Origin of the sequence: Curtobacterium sp. MCLR17_051 (assembly GCF_003234395.1) — a bacterium.
Lineage (GTDB): Bacteria > Actinomycetota > Actinomycetes > Actinomycetales > Microbacteriaceae > Curtobacterium > Curtobacterium flaccumfaciens.
Map to the genome: position 1 here is coordinate 147,208 of NZ_QKTA01000003.1, position 17,439 is coordinate 164,646.

General features: G+C 73.1%; 17 protein-coding genes. 10 read left to right on the forward strand and 7 right to left on the reverse strand.

Translation table 11 applies throughout. The features are described 5' to 3' along the window. Window positions 1–96 precede the first annotated feature (96 nt). The 3 genes from DEJ06_RS04975 to DEJ06_RS04985 form a co-directional block, all read right to left on the reverse strand. Window positions 97–1,299: a homoserine O-acetyltransferase gene (locus tag DEJ06_RS04975; protein ID WP_111033736.1), complete on the reverse strand. Its 1,203-nt coding sequence runs from the start codon at window positions 1,297–1,299 to the stop codon at window positions 97–99. 272 nt (window positions 1,300–1,571) lie between these two features. Further along, window positions 1,572–2,903, reverse strand: a complete 1,332-nt coding sequence (locus DEJ06_RS04980) for a bifunctional o-acetylhomoserine/o-acetylserine sulfhydrylase (RefSeq protein ID WP_071404574.1) — start codon at window positions 2,901–2,903, stop codon at window positions 1,572–1,574. A gap of 280 nt (window positions 2,904–3,183) precedes the next feature. Then, window positions 3,184–4,272 (reverse strand): acyltransferase family protein, encoded by a 1,089-nt coding sequence (locus DEJ06_RS04985; RefSeq protein ID WP_111038592.1) that lies wholly within the window; start codon window positions 4,270–4,272, stop codon window positions 3,184–3,186. A gap of 122 nt (window positions 4,273–4,394) precedes the next feature. Here DEJ06_RS04985 and DEJ06_RS04990 point away from each other — a divergent pair, with 122 nt between their 5' ends. The 5 genes from DEJ06_RS04990 (at window position 4,395) to DEJ06_RS05010 (ending at window position 7,832) form a co-directional block, all read left to right on the forward strand. Continuing rightward, window positions 4,395–5,168, forward strand: a complete 774-nt coding sequence (locus DEJ06_RS04990; RefSeq protein WP_111038593.1) for an SDR family oxidoreductase — start codon at window positions 4,395–4,397, stop codon at window positions 5,166–5,168. Window positions 5,169–5,284: 116 nt separating this feature from the next. Continuing rightward, window positions 5,285–5,812, forward strand: a complete 528-nt coding sequence (locus DEJ06_RS04995) for a phosphoribosyltransferase (RefSeq protein WP_181436808.1) — start codon at window positions 5,285–5,287, stop codon at window positions 5,810–5,812. Continuing rightward, window positions 5,809–6,528, forward strand: coding sequence for a Type 1 glutamine amidotransferase-like domain-containing protein (locus DEJ06_RS05000; RefSeq protein ID WP_181436809.1), 720 nt, complete (start codon window positions 5,809–5,811; stop codon window positions 6,526–6,528). Before DEJ06_RS04995 ends, DEJ06_RS05000 begins: the two co-directional genes overlap by 4 nt. Before the next feature lie 5 nt (window positions 6,529–6,533). Next, window positions 6,534–7,217 carry a uracil-DNA glycosylase gene (locus DEJ06_RS05005; RefSeq protein ID WP_111038595.1) on the forward strand — a complete coding sequence of 228 codons (684 nt, stop codon included), beginning with the start codon at window positions 6,534–6,536 and terminating at the stop codon, window positions 7,215–7,217. Window positions 7,218–7,226: 9 nt separating this feature from the next. After that, window positions 7,227–7,832 (forward strand): GNAT family N-acetyltransferase, encoded by a 606-nt coding sequence (locus DEJ06_RS05010; protein WP_111038596.1) that lies wholly within the window; start codon window positions 7,227–7,229, stop codon window positions 7,830–7,832. Window positions 7,833–7,956: 124 nt separating this feature from the next. Here the strand turns inward: DEJ06_RS05010 and DEJ06_RS05015 are convergent, their stop codons facing one another. Beyond that, window positions 7,957–8,655 (reverse strand): FadR/GntR family transcriptional regulator, encoded by a 699-nt coding sequence (locus DEJ06_RS05015; RefSeq protein WP_181436810.1) that lies wholly within the window; start codon window positions 8,653–8,655, stop codon window positions 7,957–7,959. Window positions 8,656–8,862: 207 nt separating this feature from the next. Here DEJ06_RS05015 and DEJ06_RS05020 point away from each other — a divergent pair, with 207 nt between their 5' ends. Genes DEJ06_RS05020 through DEJ06_RS05030 form a run of 3 tightly spaced genes read left to right on the forward strand, consistent with a single transcriptional unit; the run spans window position 8,863 to window position 12,332 of the window. Then, window positions 8,863–10,419 carry a GntP family permease gene (locus tag DEJ06_RS05020; protein WP_111038598.1) on the forward strand — a complete coding sequence of 519 codons (1,557 nt, stop codon included), beginning with the start codon at window positions 8,863–8,865 and terminating at the stop codon, window positions 10,417–10,419. Beyond that, window positions 10,416–10,979, forward strand: a complete 564-nt coding sequence (locus DEJ06_RS05025; RefSeq protein ID WP_110864025.1) for a gluconokinase — start codon at window positions 10,416–10,418, stop codon at window positions 10,977–10,979. Before DEJ06_RS05020 ends, DEJ06_RS05025 begins: the two co-directional genes overlap by 4 nt. 27 nt (window positions 10,980–11,006) lie before the next feature. Continuing rightward, on the forward strand, window positions 11,007–12,332 hold the full coding sequence (locus DEJ06_RS05030) for a cytochrome P450 (RefSeq protein ID WP_111038599.1): 1,326 nt from the start codon (window positions 11,007–11,009) through the stop codon (window positions 12,330–12,332). Between the two features lie 22 nt (window positions 12,333–12,354). Here DEJ06_RS05030 and DEJ06_RS05035 read toward each other — a convergent pair whose 3' ends face one another. Beyond that, a complete protein-coding gene (locus tag DEJ06_RS05035; RefSeq protein ID WP_111038600.1) occupies window positions 12,355–13,272 on the reverse strand; it encodes a L,D-transpeptidase in 918 nt (305 codons plus the stop codon). 24 nt (window positions 13,273–13,296) lie between these two features. Continuing rightward, window positions 13,297–14,970, reverse strand: coding sequence for an ABC-F family ATP-binding cassette domain-containing protein (locus DEJ06_RS05040; RefSeq protein ID WP_111038601.1), 1,674 nt, complete (start codon window positions 14,968–14,970; stop codon window positions 13,297–13,299). A 52-nt stretch (window positions 14,971–15,022) separates the two neighbouring features. Here DEJ06_RS05040 and DEJ06_RS05045 point away from each other — a divergent pair, with 52 nt between their 5' ends. Further along, window positions 15,023–15,439: an HIT family protein gene (locus DEJ06_RS05045; RefSeq protein WP_111038602.1), complete on the forward strand. Its 417-nt coding sequence runs from the start codon at window positions 15,023–15,025 to the stop codon at window positions 15,437–15,439. Window positions 15,440–15,475: 36 nt separating this feature from the next. Here DEJ06_RS05045 and DEJ06_RS05050 read toward each other — a convergent pair whose 3' ends face one another. Beyond that, window positions 15,476–15,775: a hypothetical protein gene (locus tag DEJ06_RS05050; protein ID WP_111038603.1), complete on the reverse strand. Its 300-nt coding sequence runs from the start codon at window positions 15,773–15,775 to the stop codon at window positions 15,476–15,478. Between the two features lie 40 nt (window positions 15,776–15,815). On the opposite strand from DEJ06_RS05050, the gene DEJ06_RS05055 reads away from it, so the two are divergent. After that, window positions 15,816–17,261, forward strand: coding sequence for an amidase (locus tag DEJ06_RS05055; protein WP_111038604.1), 1,446 nt, complete (start codon window positions 15,816–15,818; stop codon window positions 17,259–17,261). Window positions 17,262–17,439 lie beyond the last annotated feature (178 nt).

Below are 17,439 nucleotides of genomic sequence, written 5' to 3' on the forward strand. Positions count from 1 at the left end.
AACCGAGCGTCGGTCAGTGCCGGGCTCCACGCCATCATTCCACGCGCGCCACCCGTTGGGGGGTCTTCGGCGCGCCGCGGTGGCTGGCGGGACCGCTCAGGACTCGAGCAACCGCCGCAGGTGCGCCCCGACCTGCTCGTGCTCGATGAGGAACCCGTCGTGTCCGAACTCGCTCTCGATCACCGCTGCGGAGTCCCCGTCGAGCGCGTCCGGCACGCCCGCGGCGATCCGGTGCTGGTCCTCGACGGGGAACAGCCGGTCGCTCGAGATCCCCACGACCAGGGTCCGCGCGGTCACGAGCCCGAGTGCCGCCGACACCCCGCCGCGCCCGGCGCCGACGTCGTGCGAGTCCATCGCGTACGTCAGCGTCACGTAGCTCGAGGCGTCGAACCGCCGGGTGAACTTGTTGCCGTGGAAGTCGAGGTAGCTCTCCACCGAGAACCGGCCGTCGTCGCCGAGCGGGGAGACGTCGCTCTGCCAGGACCGCGCAAAGCGGCTGTTCAGCTCGTCCGACGCCCGGTAGGTCATCAGCGCCATCCGCCGGGCCAGCGAGAGTCCGCGGTGCGGGCCCTCGCCGACGTCGGCCTCGTAGTAGTCGCCGCCCGCGAACGCCGGGTCCATCTGGATCGCCGCCCGCTGCAGCGAGTTCGCCGCGATCTGGTCGGCTGTGGTCTGCGCCGTCGACGCGAGGACCGCCAGCCGCTGCACACGAGCAGGGTGCGAGACCGCGAACTCGAGGGCGTGCATGCCGCCCATCGACCCGCCGACGACGGCCGCGAAGGTCTCGATGCCGAGCCGGTCGGCGAGCTGCGCCTGCACCTCGACCTGGTCGCGCACCGTCACGAACGGGAACCGCGAGCCCCACTCCGCGCCCGACGGCGACACCGACGACGGCCCGGTGGTGCCCTGGCAGCCGCCGAGCATGTTCGGCGCGATGACGAACCACCGGTCGGTGTCGATCGCCCGGCCGGGTCCGACGACGTCGCCCCACCAGCCGGCGGTGCGGTGGCCCGGGCCGGCGGCACCGGTCACGTGCGAGTCCCCGGTCAGGGCGTGCAGGACGAGCACCGCGTTGTCGCGGGCGGCGTTGAGCGTGCCCCACGTCTCGTAGGCCACGCGCACGGACGGCAGGCGGCCGCCGCGCACCCACTGCTCGCCGAGCGACTCGAAGTGGCGTGCACCCGGGTGGTCACCGGGACGCCAGGCACCGGTCACGGGCGGCTTGCCGAGGGTGCCGAGTTCGGTGCCGGGCACCAGGGTGGACGGCACGGAGTCCTCGGGGGTCGTCTGCCAGTCCATCGTGCGTCCAGTCTGCCGGGAGGCGCGGGTCGCCGCCGCCGTGTTACGTCACGCCCGGCGCGCGGCCGGGTGTCCGGGCCGCGCTCGCGTCGTCGTGGTCCGGGCGTCTGCGGGTTGGTGCGTGGGCGGGTGCGACAACGTCGACGTCGTACGACATCGAGGAAGTCGCACCGCCGCGTCGGCAACTGTTGCACGGGCGGGCAAACGACAAGGTCGACGTCGTGCGACGTCGACCTTGTCGTTCCGAGTCGGTGCCCCAGGCCGCGCGGGACCTACGCGCGCTGGCTCTCCTGCGCGATCGCCCGGGCCGCGGCGAGCCCGGCCTCGAGGTCGGCCTTCAGGTCGGCGATGTTCTCGATGCCGACCGACAGGCGCACCAGGCCGGGCGTGACCCCGGTGGTGAGCTGCTGCTCGGGGGTCAGCTGCGAGTGCGTGGTCGACGCCGGGTGGATGACGAGCGAGCGGACGTCGCCGATGTTGGCCAGGTGCGAGAACAGCTGCAGGTTGTCGACGAACGCCTTGCCCGCGGTCACCCCGCCCTTGAGCTCGAACGACAGCACGGCACCGACGCCCTTCGGCGCGTACCGGTTCGCGGCCGCGTACCAGGGCGACGTCGGCAGCCCGGCGTACGCGACGGTGGCGACGTCGGGGTGCTGGTCGAGCCACTCCGCGATCTCCTGCGCGTTCGACACGTGCCGCTCGATGCGGAGCGACAGGGTCTCGATGCCCTGCAGCAGCGCGAACGCCGTGTCCGCGGAGTTCGACGCACCGAGGTCGCGGAGCAGCTGCACCCGGGCCTTCACGATGTAGGCGAGCTCGTTGCCGACCGCCTCGGCGAAGACCGCACCGTGGTACGACGGGTCGGGCGTGTTGAACTCCGGGAACCGGTCGGCGTGCTGCGACCAGGCGAACTTCCCGCCGTCGACGATGATCCCGCCGATGACCGTGCCGTGGCCACCGAGGAACTTCGTGGCCGAGTGCACCACGATGTCGGCGCCGTGCTCGAACGGACGGATCAGGTACGGCGTCGCGATCGTGTTGTCGACGATCAGCGGGACGCCGGACTCGTGGGCGACGTCGCTGACGCCCGTGATGTCGAGGACGTTGATCTTCGGGTTGCCGATGGTCTCGGCGAAGAACAGCTTCGTGTTCGGTCGGACCGCGCGGCGCCACTCCTCGAGGTCGTCCTGGTCCTCGACGAACGTCGTCTCGATGCCGAGCTTCGCCAGCGTGTACTTGAACAGGTTGTACGTGCCGCCGTAGATCGACGACGACGACACGATGTGGTCACCCGCCCCGGCGATGTTCAGCACCGCGTAGGTCTCGGCCGCCTGGCCGGACGCGACGAGCAGGGCCCCGGAACCGCCCTCGAGCGCGGCGATCCGCTGCTCGACGACGTCGTTCGTCGGGTTCATGATCCGGGAGTAGATGTTGCCCGGCTTGGCGAGCGCGAACAGGTCGCGCGCTTCGTCCGAGTTCGCGAAGACGTACGAGGTCGTCTTGTAGATCGGCGTCGCCCGAGCCCCGGTGGTCGGGTCCGGCTGTGCGCCGGCGTGGACCTGGGTGGTCTCGAACTGCCACTGCGCGGCGTCGTGCTCGGTCATCTTGGTGCTCCTGTCCGGTGCGGCTGGTCGTCGGGTCGCCCTGCGCTCGGCCTGGAGGCGCGGCGCGGCTGTGCGTCGGGTGTCACGGTACGCAGGTGGCCGGGCCCGCACCACCGCACCCGCCTCGGGACGTAACGCGCGCGCCGGTCCCGCCCCGGGCCTCCCGGCCAGGATGGTGCCCGGGGCTGACGGCGGCGACCACGGGGGATCGGTCGCGGCCTGCCGCGACGTCGCGCGCTGCCGACTGAGCGCAGCGAAGACGACTGCTTGCGCGGAAATGTCACGCGTCGCGACGGAACAGCCAGTCGACCTTCGGCTCGAGCAGCCACCGCATCCCGCGCCGCACGAAGGGCTGCGCCAGGAAGAGGCTGACGGCACACGCGATGACGACCATCAGGAGCACGAACGGCCAGGCCGAGTGCTCGCCGGCCAGGACGCCGGACTCCCGGATCGGGTAGAGCACGAACGTGTGGAGCAGGTAGACGTACATCGTCGCCGCGCCGAACCGGGTGATCCAGATGTTCCGACGGGGGATGAGCACCAGGAACGACGCCGTCAGCAGGGTCGCGAGCAGCATCAGGCCGAAGCGCACCGCACCCGCCCACCAGGCGTCCTCGCCGAGCCCCGAGTAGGAGTCGTCGTAGAAGAACCAGTGGTGCAGGTCGAACTCCTTGAACTGCGGGATCCAGACCGCGCACGACACCGCCCACGCCGCGAACACCACGACGGCGGCGATCCGCACCCGGACGACCGTGCGGCGGGATGCCTCGTACCAGCGGTCGAAGACGCCCCACTGCTTGACCTGCCACCCGAGCAGGAAGAACGGCAGCAGGCTGATCGCGCGGGACAGCGAGAGCGTCGAGTCGACGTTGTCGAAGTAGCCGACGCCGATGCTGAACACGACCGCCCAGAACAGCGGCCACCGCAGCTGCGCCAGGTACGGCAGGATCAGCTTGAAGATGCCCAGGGCCAGCAGGAACCACAGGGTCCACGTCGGCTTCGTCGGGTTGAAGTCCTTGCCGCCCTCGACGATGCCCTGCACCACGGTCCAGATCGTCTGCATGATGATGTACGGCACGACGATGTCCGTGATCGTCCGGCGCATCCGCCTCGCCGTCGGGGTGTCGGCCGACGAGAAGTAGCCGCTGATCACACCGAACGCCGGCATGTGGAACGCGTAGATGAACGTGTAGAGCGCCAGGGCGTGCTCGCTCGCCGGCGTCTGCCGCTGGATCGCGTGGCCGATGACCACGAGCGTGACCGCGACGAACCGCGCGGTGTCCCACATCGGGATCCGGCGCGGGGCTCGACCGGGCTCGAGCTGCGTCGCCGGGGCCGAGGGGGCGGGAGGGGCGGCATCCGTCGTCATCGCCGGTCACGTTACCGGATCGTGATCTGGACGGCCCGGTGCGGTGCCGGAAGCGTCCCGCTCGGTACGGTGGGCGGACCGGGCAACCACACGCCCGGTCACCGACGCAGGAGGCAGATCACATGGCAGCACGGCGCGCAGTCGTCACCGGAGCGAGCTCGGGCATCGGGGCGGCCACCGTCCGGCTGTTCCGGTCGCGGGGCTGGGACGTGCTCGCCGTGGCCCGTCGCGCGGCGAAGCTCGAGGCGCTCGCCGCGGAGACCGGGGCCGACACCCTGGTCGCCGACATCACGGACGCCGACGACGTGGCGGCGCTGGCCGCGCGGGTCGCGGACCTCGGCGGCGCCGACGTGCTCGTGAACAACGCGGGTGGGGCGTTCGGTTCGGCGAGCGTCGAGGAGTCCGACGTGGACGACTGGCGCGCCATGTTCGAGGTCAACGTGATCGGCACGAAGCGGGTCGTCTCCGCGCTGCTGCCGCACCTGCGCGACCGCGCTCGGGAGTCCGGGAGCGCCGACATCGTCACGGTGACCAGCACCGCCGGGTTCGTCGCGTACGAGAACGGTGGCGGCTACAACGCCGCGAAGTTCGCCGAGCACGCCCTGGTCGGCGCGCTCCGGCTCGAGCTGAACGGCGAGCCGATCCGGGTCGTCGAGATCGCGCCGGGCATGGTGAAGACCGACGAGTTCGCGCTCACCCGGTTCCGCGGGGACGAGCAGAAGGCCGCCGCGGTGTACGACGACGTGCCGGAGCCGCTCGTGGCCGACGACGTCGCCGAGGCGATCGTGCACGCGGTGGAGCTGCCGGCACACGTGAACCTCGACCTCGTGACGATCCGGCCGGTGGCGCAGTCGGCGCAGCACAAGCTGGCGCGCGGCCCGCTGACGCCCCGCTGAGCCGACCCGCGCCGGACTCGCGACCGACCCCACACCGCCCCCGCGCCGGACCCGCGCAGCGCCCGGGCGGCTGCCGCGGGTCGCGGGCGCGGGCTCCCTGCCGGTAGCGTGGTCGGATGCCGATCAGCAGCGAACCCGAGCCCGCGGCTCCGTCCACCGTGACCGTGACGAGCGGGCCCGAGGTACTCGGCTGGCTCGAGTTCGGTGACGCCGCACGCCTGCTCGCCAAGGACGTCCTGTCCAGCGGCTTCGAGCCCGAGGTCGTCGTCGCCGTCGCCCGCGGCGGACTGATCATCGCCGGCGCCGTGGCGTACGCCCTCGGCACCAAGGAGTGCGGCTCGATCAACGTCGAGTTCTACACCGACGTCGAGCAGCGGCTGGAGGAGCCGGTCGTGCTCGCCCCCGCCCTCGACGCCCCGAGCCTGTCCGGCAAGCGGGTCCTCGTCGTCGACGACGTGTCGGACTCCGGCCGCACCCTGCGCCTGGTGGTCGACATCATCCGGAACGCCGGTGCCGACGTCCGGAGCGCCTGCCTGTACTCGAAGCCCGGCACCGTCCTCGAGCCCGACCACGTGTGGCGCCGGGTCGACGGCTGGATCACGTTCCCGTGGAGCGCCCTCGCCCCCGTGACGGCCGAGTCGTGAGCATCCACCTGGTCGGCGGCGGTCTCTTCGCCGCCTCGGACGCCGCAGCACCGTTCATCGCCGAGGCGACCGCCCGTTCGGCAGCGGTCGGCCGGAGCGTCCCGCGCATCGCCCTGCTCTCCGTGGCGGGCCCGGACGGCGGCAGCCCGTCGTCGACGGCCGACATCGCCGAGGTCCTCGGCGGCCCGCGCACGGCCGAGGTGCTCGTCACCGAGGTCGCGGCCGGTCAGGTCTTCGACACCACCGTCCTGAGCGACGTCGACGCCCTGGTGGTCGGCGGCGGCGTCACCCCCGACTACCTGGCGGCGATCGCCCCGCTCGTCGACCAGCTCCGGCTGCTCGTCTCCGACGGTCTGCCCTACCTCGGCTACTCGGCCGGTGCGATGATCGCCGCCGACCGTGCCCTGGTGGGCGGCTGGCGCATCGGCGGCGTCGAGATCTGCCCCCAGGCGGCGTGCGAGGGGCTGGACGAGGTCGAGCTCCGCGAGGGCCTCGGCCTGGTCGACCTGACCATCGACGTGCACGCGGTGCAGGCCGGCACGCTCGCGCGGCTCATCGCCAGCGCCGAGGCCGAGTTCGTCACCGCCGGACTCGCGATCGACGAGGACACCACGCTCGTCGTCGGCGAGGGCGCGCTCGAGGTCCGCGGGACCGGCAGCGTCTGGCGTGTGATGGCCGGCGAGGAGTCGGTGGCCGTCGCCACCATGGGCGCGTAGCCGACGTGGAACCACGGCCACTGGCCGACCTGGTCGACCCCGGCTGGGCCGATGCCCTCGCACCCGTCGAACCCGACGTACACAGGATCGGCGAGTGGCTCCGCGACGAGACCGCAGCCGGTCGCCACTACCTGCCCGCCGGCGGCGACGTGCTCCGCGCGTTCACGAGCCCGTTCGACGCCGTCAAGGTGCTGGTCGTCGGGCAGGACCCGTACCCGACGCCGGGCCACCCGATCGGGCTGTCCTTCGCCGTCGACCCGGCCGTCCGTCCGGTGCCGCGGAGCCTGGCGAACATCTACCGCGAGCTCGCCGACGACCTCGGCGTGACGCCCCCACCGCACGGTGACCTGCGGGCGTGGTCCGACCAGGGCGTCCTGCTGCTCAACCGGGTGCTCACCGTGCAGGCGGGCGAGGCCGGCAGCCACCGCGGCAAGGGTTGGGAGGCGGTGACCGACCAGGCCGTCCGCGCCCTGGTCGCCCGTGGCACCCCGCTCGTCGCCGTGCTCTGGGGTGCCCAGGCCGGGTCGGTGCGACCGCTCCTCGGCGACACCCCGGTCGTCGCGTCGGCCCACCCGAGCCCGCTGAGCGCGTCGCGTGGGTTCTTCGGCAGCCGCCCGTTCTCACAGGTGAACGCGTTGCTCGAGTCGCAGGGCGCACCGCCCGTCGACTGGACGCTGCCCGCTCAGTAGGCTCGGCACGTGCTCGAGGAGGAATACCAGCGACGGCGGGTCCTGCCGCGGCACCTGCGTGCCCCGGCGGCGACCGAGACGGCCTTCGAGTACCGCATCCGTGCGGCCGAGGTGGGGGACCTGCCCCACGTGCGCGAGATCCACACGCACTACGTCCGCAACTCGTCGGTGACCTTCGACCCGGCGGCGTTCACGTACGCCGCGTGGAAGAAGCGCTACGACGACATCCGGAAGCGCCGCCTGCCGTTCCTGGTGGCGGAGAACCCCGCCGGGCAGATCCTCGGGTACGCCCTGGTCGACGCGTGGAACCCGCGGGACCGCTCGAACCACGTCGTCGAGGACTCGATCTACCTCGGCGCCGCGTCCGGTGGCAAGGGGCTCGGCCGCGCGCTGATGGAGGCGCTGCTCGACGAGTGCCGGTCGGCCGGCGTGCGCGAGGTCGTCGCCGTCATCGCGGACCGCCAGGCCGAGGCGTCGATCCGGCTGCACGAGCGGCTCGGCTTCGAGGAAGTGGGCCGGATGGGCAAGGTCGGCTTCAAGTACGACCGCTGGCTCGGCACGGTCACGATGCGGCTCCGCCTGCGCGGCCCGCGGCTGTTCGCGCGACGACGCTGACGGAGCCGACGCGGTCGACGCGCCGGACCTGACGGACGTCCGTCGCGCTCGAGACGCGGCCGCGGGGCGGACGGGAGGCCCGTGGCGGCCCCGGCACGCGCCTCCAGGCCGTCGCCCGGTCGCGTCAGCCTGCCGGCGCCTCGGTGATGAACTCGTCGCGCGTCACACGGAGCAGCGCGGTGGCCGCCGCCGCGGCGGCGTCCGCGTGACCGTCGACCGCTGCGCGCCCGACGGCATGGTGCCGGAGCGCCGCCTCGCGCGTCCAGCGCGTGATGGGGTCGCGCGACTCCGACGTGCGGGTGCGCAGGAGCGCCTCGACCGTGTCGGCGAAGTGCGCGAACACGGCGTTCCCCGACCCGGTGAGCAGGGCGCGGTGGAAGCGGACGTCGGCCTCCAGGTAGGCGCGGCTGTCCTCGCGTCCGCAGGCGTCGAGCATGTCCTCGGCGGCGGCGAGCACGGCGTCCGCGCCACCGGAGCCGGCGGCCAGGGACGCCGCGACCGGTTCGACGCCGAGCCGGAGCTCCACGAGCTCCCGCTGCTGCACGAAGTACGCCGGTGAGGTACCGCGCCACCGGATCACGGTGGGGGCGAGCAGCTCCCACGCGGTGATGTCGCGGACGAGCGTGCCGACCCGCTGCCGGGGCTCGACCAGGCCGAGGGACTGCAGGACGCGCAGGGCCTCGCGGACGACCGAGCGGGACACCCCGAACTCGTCGGCGACCAGTTCGGGTCGCACCACGGAACCCGTGGCCAGGTCGCCGTCGACGATCCGCTGGCCCAGGGTGTCGAGCACGTGGGCGTGCAGTCCGCGTGCGGTGGGCATCGTTTCCTCCGTGCAGTACGGGTCACGCGGTCGTCGTGACGCCGGTCCCATCGAAGCGGCAGACTCCGGGGACGGGCGGTTGGCGCGCGGGACGACGTCGTATAGTCTGATTAATCAGATTATTGAGGGTCGGCGTTCGTCGCGCCAGTCCACCCTCGACACGAAGGCGACGGAGCCGCGCAGCAGCGACTCCAGGAAGGGGCGCTGATGCCTCACGCTCTCCCGGACCACCTGCTCGCCGCAGGTGGCACCACCGAGACGGTCGACCCGTCCGGTTCGATCCCGCAGCTGATCATCGCGGCACTCGCCGGCATCGTGGTGATCATCGCGCTCATCACCTGGCTGAAGGTGCACCCGTTCATCGCGCTCACGATCGGCGCGCTCGGCGTCGGCATCGGCGCGGGCCTGGCGCCGGACAAGGCGGTCACGAGCTTCGGTGACGGCTTCGGCGCGACCATGACCAGCGTCGGCATCCTGGTCGGGCTCGGGGCGATGTTCGGCAAGATGCTCGTCGACTCCGGCGCAGCGGACCGCATCGTGGACACCCTGGTGCGGAAGTCGTCGAAGGCGGCGCTGCCGTGGACGATGGCCCTGATCGGCGCGCTCATCGGGCTGCCCATGTTCTTCGAGGTCGGCCTCGTCCTGCTCATCCCGATCATCGTGCTGGTCGCCAAGCGGAGCGAGGTGCCGATCATGAAGATCGCCGTCCCCGCCCTGGTCGGCCTGTCGACGATGCACGCGTTCGTCCCGCCGCACCCCGGCCCGCTCGTCGCGATCTCCACCGTCGGCGCGAACCTCGGCACCACGCTCGCCTTCGGCATCGTGCTGGCGATCCCCGTGATCATCCTGGCCGGGCCGCTCTTCGCCCGCTTCGCGGCCCGCTGGGTCGACATCCCCGTCCCCGACATGTTCGGATCGCGCGGGGCGGTCGCCACCGCCGGGCCGGGTTCGGGGCCGGGATCCGGGTCCGCCGCCTTCGCCGACGACCCGGCACACCCCGGACGGGAGGCCCGGCGCGGCCCCGCCACGCAGGACACCGCGTCCCTGCCCAACGGCAAGAGCGACTTCACGCGCGTCATCAGCGAGCCGCGCAGCCCGTCGTTCACCGTCGCCCTGATCGGCATCCTGCTGCCGGTCGTGCTCATGCTCGCCCAGGCGATCCGAGAGGCCACCGCCCCCGACGCCGCCGGCTCGTGGGTGAGCCTGCTCGACTTCCTCGGTTCACCGATGATCGCCATCGGCATCGCGGCCGTCTACGCGATGGTCTTCTTCGCGATCGGCGGCGGGATGGACCGCTCGGCGGTGTCGAAGTCGCTCGAGAGCGCGCTGCCCCCGATCGCCGGGGTGCTGCTCATCGTCGGCGCCGGCGGTGGGTTCAAGCAGGTGCTCATCGACACCGGCATCGGCGGCGTGATCGCCGACGCCGTCAAGGACTCCGGCGTCTCGGTGCTGCTCGTCGCCTGGGTCGTCTCGGCCCTGGTCCGCGTGGCGACCGGGTCGGCCACGGTCGCCACCGTGACCGCCGCCGGCATCATGGCGCCGATCGCCGCCGACCTGTCAACGCCGATGACCTCGCTGCTCGTGCTCGCGATCGGTGCCGGTTCCGTGTTCCTGTCGCACGTGAACGACGCCGGGTTCTGGCTGGTGAAGGGGTACCTCGGCACCACGGTGGGGCAGACGTTCAAGACGTGGACGGTGCTCGAGTGCCTCATCTCGGTGTTCGGTCTGCTCGGGGTCCTGCTGGCCGGGGTGTTCATCCGATGAGCGGCGCAGGAGGAGTTGCTGCTGCCGGTGCGGCCGACGCCGGGCTGGACGCCCGCGTCCTGGTGGTGATGGGGGTCTCCGGGTCCGGCAAGTCGACCGTCGCCGCCATGGTGGCGGAGCAGGTCGGGTGGGAGTTCGCCGAGGGCGACGCGATGCACCCGCCGGCGAACGTCGACAAGATGCACGCCGGCACCCCGCTCACCGACGAGGACCGCTGGCCGTGGCTCGACGTCGTCGCCGGCTGGATCCGCGGACACCTGGACGCCGGCACGAACGGCGTCGTGACCTGCTCGGCCCTGAAGCGCTCGTACCGCGACGTGCTGCGGGCCCCCGGGGTGGTGTTCGTGCACGTGGCCGGTGACGGTGCCCTCATCGAGGAGCGGATGTCGCAGCGTTCCGGGCACTTCATGCCGACGTCGCTGCTGCAGTCGCAGCTCGCCACGCTCGAGCCGCCGCAGTCCGACGAGGCCCACCTGACGATCGCCGCCGACCGCACCCCGGAAGAGGAGAGTGCCGAGGTCGTGGCGCGGCTCGGACTGGTCCGGATCCCGAGAGCCTGATCGGGCGGCGCTCGGCAGCATGGCCGCATGGCGATCGACGACTCCCTCTCGCTCCTGACCCGCGGCTACGGGTTCGGTGCCCACCTGTGGCGCCGGACCCTTCCGGGGGCGCGGGCGGTGGGCTTCCGACTGCTCGGACGTCCGGCGCTGCTCGTGCGTGGTGCCGAGGGCGTCGGGCTGTTCTACGACGGCGACCGCACGGCACGCCACGGCGCGATGCCGGCGATCGTGCAGCGGACGCTCTTCGGCGTCGGCTCGGTGCACAGTCTCGACGGGGCGGAGCACCACCACCGCAAGGCCACCTTCGTCGACGTCGCGTACGAGGACGAGCAGGTCCGGCGCCTCGCACCCCTGCTGACCCACGAGTGGGCGACCGAACGCGACGCCTGGCTGACCGGTGGCACCCGGTCGGCGTACGACGCGGCCGTCGGCGCGATCGGCCGCGCCGTCATGCGGTGGGCCGGACTGCCGGGGACGCCGGCGGCGAAGACCCGGTGGGCGGCGCGGCTCGCCCAGGTCGTCGACGGCTTCGGGGTGCCGTACTCACCGGAGTACCTGCAGGCCGTCCTGAACCGGCACTGGTCGGACCGGCACGCCCGGCGGCTGGTCGAGGCCGTGCGCGGTGGCCAGTTGACCCCCGAGCCGCACACCGCCCTGCACGAGTGGGCGTGGCACCGGGACCCCTCCGGGGCGCTGCTGCCGGCGCGGCTGGCCGGCATCGAACTGCAGAACAGCATCCGGCCGGCCATCGCGGTGGCCCGGTTCGTGGCGTTCGCGGCGAAGGAGTTGCACGACCGGCCGGAGTGGCGGGAACGGATCGCCGCCGAGAGCGCGGCGGCCGACACCGCTGACGGGGGGCGCGTCGATGGGCCACGCGTCGACGGTCCGCTCGCCGTCGGTCCGCGCGTCGACGGCCCGCTCGCCGTCGCCTTCGCGCAGGAGATCCGCCGGACGGCGCCGTTCGTGCCGATGCTGCCCGCCTGGGCCACCACGGACGTCGAGCTGGACGGCGAACACCTGCCCGCCGGCGGGCGCGTGGTGCTCGACATCACCGGGACCGACACCGACGAGCGCTCGTGGGAGCGTGCCGGCGAGTTCGACCCGTCGCGGTTCCTCGGCGTGGACGATTTCGAGTCCATCACGACGTTCGTCCCGCACGGCGGTGCCGACGTCGCCACGGGGCACCGGTGCCCCGGCGAGAAGGTCGCGATCGCCGCACTCGTGGCCGCGGTCTCGGTGCTGAGCGACCCGCGGCTGACGATCCTCGACGACGGGCTCCAGGTCGACCGCCGCCGACTGCCGACGAAGCCGGCATCGGGCGGCGAGGTCCGGGGCCGCTGCCCCTTCCACTGACCCGGTCTCAGCTGACCCGGGCTCAGCTGAACCGGATCGGGGTGCCGACGGGCAGCGCCGCGAGCGTCTTCGTCATCTCCGCCGAGATCCGGACGCAGCCGTGCGAGCTGCCGGTCGGGTCCGGGTAGTAGTGCAACGCGGTCAGTGCAGCGTTGCCGCCGTACGACGGGATCCGGGACGAGTGCGCCCCGGTCAGGATGATCGGGTTGCCCTGCGTGTACGCGACGCGGGTGTCGACGTACGCCGCCTCGACGTAGGTGGCGGTGTCGGCCGGGGTCGGGTCCTCCGGGGTCCCGAGCCGCGCGGCCTCGGTGGCGGTGACCTTCCCCTTCCGGGTGACGACGGACACGGTGCTGGCGGCGACGTCGACCGTGATCATCCGGTCGGTGCGCGTCACGGTGAAGTCGGCGGCCCGGGCCCAGGCGAACGTCGCGCTCGGGGCGTCCGGGTCGCCGCCGTCACCGGGGGTGCGGTTGCGGGACGGCGTCGACACCAGGAGCATCCCGCCGTCCCGGCCGGGGGAGCGACCCCACACCGCGGTCGCCGCGGGTCGGTTGATCGTCGACACCAGGTGGGACAGGGTCGCCACCGGCCGGGCGCGGCTCGACGGGCTCGCGTACAGGGCGACGAGCTGCGTGCGCGGGGTCGCGATCTGCCACGTGTCCTCGGGCTCCACGTCCCCGCCGTCGAGCAACTGCGGCACGACGGCGTCGTGGAACGCCAACGGCAGCGCGGCCAGGGTCGCGTCGGACGGTGCAGCGGGGACGGCCGCGAGCGTCGGCTTCGGTTTCGGCGTGGCGCTCGGGGTCGGTGTGGTCGTGGCCCGGGCCGCGCGGGTCGGCTCCGGTGCTGGCGACCCGACGGTCACCCCCACCACGACGGCAGCGACGGCGAGCACCACCACCCCGGCAGTCGTCGCGATCCAGGTGTTGCGTCGCATGGTGCTTCCCCCTCGGTCGATCCGTCAGCGTTCGGTGACGGTGCCGCCCTCGACCCGCCACTGCCGGTCGAGTCGGACGGTCTCCAGCATGCGCCGGTCGTGTGTGACGAGCAGCAGGGTCCCGTCGTAGGACTCCAGTGCCTGCTCGAGCTGCTCGATCGCGGTGAGGTCCAGGTGGTTGGTCGGTTCGTCGAGGACGAGCACGTTCACCCCGCGGGCCTGCAGCAGCGCGAGTCCGGCCCGGGTGCGCTCGCCGGGGGAGAGCGCCGAGGCCGGTCGGCCGACGTGGTCCGCCTTCAGCCCGAACTTCGCGAGCAGCGTCCGGACGTCGGCGGTCGTGTACTCGGGGACGATCGCCTCGAACGCCGCTGCCAGGGGCTGGTCACCGGTGAACGCCGCACGCGCCTGGTCGACCTCGCCGACCGCGACGCTGGACCCGAGCGAGGCCGTGCCCGTCGTCGGCGCCTGCTTGCCGAGCAGCGCCCGCAGCAGGGTGGACTTGCCGGCGCCGTTCGGGCCGGTGATGCCGATCCGGTCACCGCCGTCGACCTGCAGCGAGACCGGGCCGAGGGTGAAGTCGCCCTGGGTGAACGTGGCGTTCGACAACGTCGCGACGACGGCCGACGACCGGGGTGCGCTGCCGATGGTGAACTCGAGCTGCCACTCCTTGCGCGGCTCCTCGACCTCGTCGAGCCGGGCGATGCGGGACTCCATCTGCCGGACCTTCTGCGCCTGCTTCTCGCTCGACTCCGAGGCGGCACGACGGCGGATCTTGTCGTTGTCCGGGCTCTTCTTCATGGCGTTCCGCACACCCTGGCTCGACCACTCGCGCTGCGTCCGTGCCCGCGAGACCAGGTCGGCCTTCGTCGACGCGAACTCGTCGTACGCGTCACGCTTGTGCTGCCGGGCGATCTCGCGCTCCTCGAGGAACGAGTCGTACCCGCCGCCGAACAGCCGGTTCGACGACTGCGCCAGGTCGAGCTCGAGCACCGAGGTCACCGAGCGCGCCAGGAACTCACGGTCGTGACTGACGAGCACCACCCCGCCGCGCAGCCCGCGCACGAACGCCTCGAGCCGGTCGAGGCCGTCCAGGTCGAGGTCGTTGGTCGGCTCGTCGAGCAGGACGATGTCGAACCGCGACAGCAGCAGCGCGGCGAGCCCGACGCGGGCGACCTGCCCACCGGACAGTGCGGTCATCAGGGAGTCCGGGCCGACGCCGTCCGCACCGGAGTCGCCGGTGCCGGGTTCGAGGCCGAGGTCGGCGAGCACCGCCGGGATCCGGTCCTCCAGGTCGGCGGCCCCCGCGGCGAGCCAGCGGTCAAGCGCCGCCGAGTACCGGTCGGCCGCTGCGTCGCCGGCGTCGGGGTCCCCGAGCGCCGCCGCCGCTGTGTCCATCGCCACGGTCGCTTCGGTGCAGCCGGTCCGCCGCCCGAGGTACGCCGCGACGGTCTCACCAGCGATGCGCTCGTGCTCCTGGGGGAGCCACCCCACGAACGCGTCCGTCGGAGCCAGGGAGACCGTGCCGGCCAGCGGCTCGTCGACCCCGGCCAGCAGCCGGAGCAGCGTGGACTTGCCGGCACCGTTCACACCGACGACCCCGATCACGTCACCAGGCGCCACCGTCAGGTCGAGGGAGTCGAACAGCGTGCGAGCGGCGTACCCGCCGGACAGGCCCTTGGCGACGAGCGTGGCGGTCATGCGCCCATCGTCCCACGCGGAGCGGGCACCCCACGTGCAGCAGACTGGGTCGATGGACTCCTGCGTCTTCTGTGCCGTGATCGCCGGTGACGAACCCGCGACGTGGGTCGAACGCGAGGAGCACGCCGTCGCCTTCGCACCCCTGCCCGACTCGGTGCTCGCTCCGGGGCACACCCTGGTCGTGCCGGTCGAGCACACCGCCGACCTGCTCAGTGCAGGACCCACGGCACTCGCCGCCACCACGGCACTGGCGCAGCGCGTCGCCCGTGCGATGAAGGGTGCCCTCGGCGCGACCGGGACCGTCGTGCTGCAGGCATCGGGTGCAGACGCCGGCCAGAGCGTGCCGCACCTGCACCTCCACGTCGTGCCGTGCTGGCCGGACGACGCCACGACGCACTGGCCGGAGCGACGATCGGCGCACGTGGTCGACGGTGACCCGCACGCGCTCCTCGCCGAGATGTTCGAGTAGCCGCCCGAGCAGACCCTTCCCGGCCCGGCGCGACCCTCAGCCCCGGGGCGCCAGCCGACCCGCACCCACCGGCAGCAGCCCGCCCCGGTACTCGAGCGCCGTCGCGCCGCCGACCGACACCGAGGCCGCCCCGAACCGCCACGCGCGGTTGAACAGGTACACACCGATCACCGTGTCGCCGTCGTCCGGCACCGCCCACGTGCCGGTACCCCACTGTGCCGGGTGCCCCACACCGTCGACGGTGACGGTCGGCCGGGCGAACCAGGCGAACGGGGGCCGGACGAGCCGGAGTTCGATCCGGCGCTTCGTCGTGCCGGAGGGGAGAGTGGTGTCCACCGTCGAAGGATACGGGCCACCGCCGCCTAGGCTCGGAGCCGTGTTCGAACTCCACCACCTCTCCGCGCAGGAACTCTGGGACTGGATCCGCCGGGGGGAGGCGACCGCCCTCGAGGTCACCGAGCACTACCTGTCCCGCGTGGAACGCCTGGACGCCGGACTCGGTGCCTTCGTGACGGTCACCGCGGACGCTGCCCGGGCCCGAGCCGATCGCCTCGGCCACCTGGTGCCGACGTCGAGACCGTTGTGGGGCCTCCCGTCCGCCGACAAGGACCTGTACGACCGCGCCGGCGTCCCCACGCGGAACGGCACCGCGAGCCTGCCGGAGCGGCCCGCGTCGGCCGACCACCCGCTCGTCGCCGCGCTCGACGCGGCCGGTACCGTCAGCCTCGGCAAGACGGCGTCACCGGAGTTCGGCATGTCCTCGTCGTCCGAGACCCGGCTCGGCGTGACGCGGAACCCCTACGACACCACGCGCGCGCCGGGCGGGTCGTCGAGCGGTGCGGCCGTCGCCGTCGCCGCCGGCCTCGTGCCCGCCGCGGTCGGGTCGGACGGCGGCGGATCGGTGCGGATCCCCGCCGCGGCGACCGGGCTCGTCGGCCTGAAGCCGAGCCGCGGCCGCGTGCCGTCGATGCCCGGCCGCTCCGGCGTCGGCGGCCTGTCCGTCGCCGGGCCGCTCACCCGGTCCGTCGCCGATGCGGGCATGCTGCTCGACGCGCTGGTCGCGCCGACCGGGCTGCCGGAGCGGTCGCCCTACGCGCTCGTCACCCCCGACGTCGGCGAGGGGCCGTTCACCGCGGCGGCCGTCCGCGGCGAGGGCCGGTTCGTCGTCGGGGTGCTCGACGGCTCGCCGTGGGACGACACGGTCGACGTGGTCGTCGACCCCGCTGCACGGGCCGCCGTGGAGACCGCCGTGCGGGTGCTCGGCGAGGTCGGGCACGGCGTCGAGGACGTCCGGATGCCCCGTGTGCCGTACGCCGAGGCGTTCCGGGTGGCGTGGGAGAGCTCCGCTGCCCGACTGCCGCAGGTGCCCGGGATCGACCTGTCGGCGCTGACCCCCCTCGTGGCGTGGCTCGTGGCGCGCGGACGGGCATTGTCCGGCACGCAGGTCCTCGACGCGATGACGACGCTCGACACCTTCTCGACGACGCTCATCGGCGCGTTCGACCGGTTCGATGCGGTGCTCACGCCGACCCTCGCGATGACGCCGCGGCCCCTCGGCTGGTACGGCGACGACCCCGACGAGGACTTCCGCCGCCAGTGCGCGTACTCGCCGTGGACGTCGATGGCGAACGTGTCCGGGCTCCCCGCGATCACCCTGCCGGTCGGCGTGACCGACGACGACCACCCCGACGGTGGCGGGCTGCCGATGGGCGTGCAACTGATCGGGCGCCCCGGCGGCGAGCGCGTCCTGCTCGCGATCGGCGCGCAGCTCGAGCGCCGGTTGCGCTGGCAGCGGCGCCACCCGGCCGCCTGGACCGCCTGACGGGAGGCCCGGGGCCGCTCGGGTGCGCGGGGTGCGGGGGCGGGCGCTCGGGTGCGCGGCGCACCGTGCGGCGTTGTCCGGCTGGTGCGGCGTTGCTTGCTCGGTGCTGCCGTGTAGGCCGGCTCTGTGCGGGCAAGCCCGCACCGAGTGGCGGGGCGCGCACGGTGCGGTTTCGTGC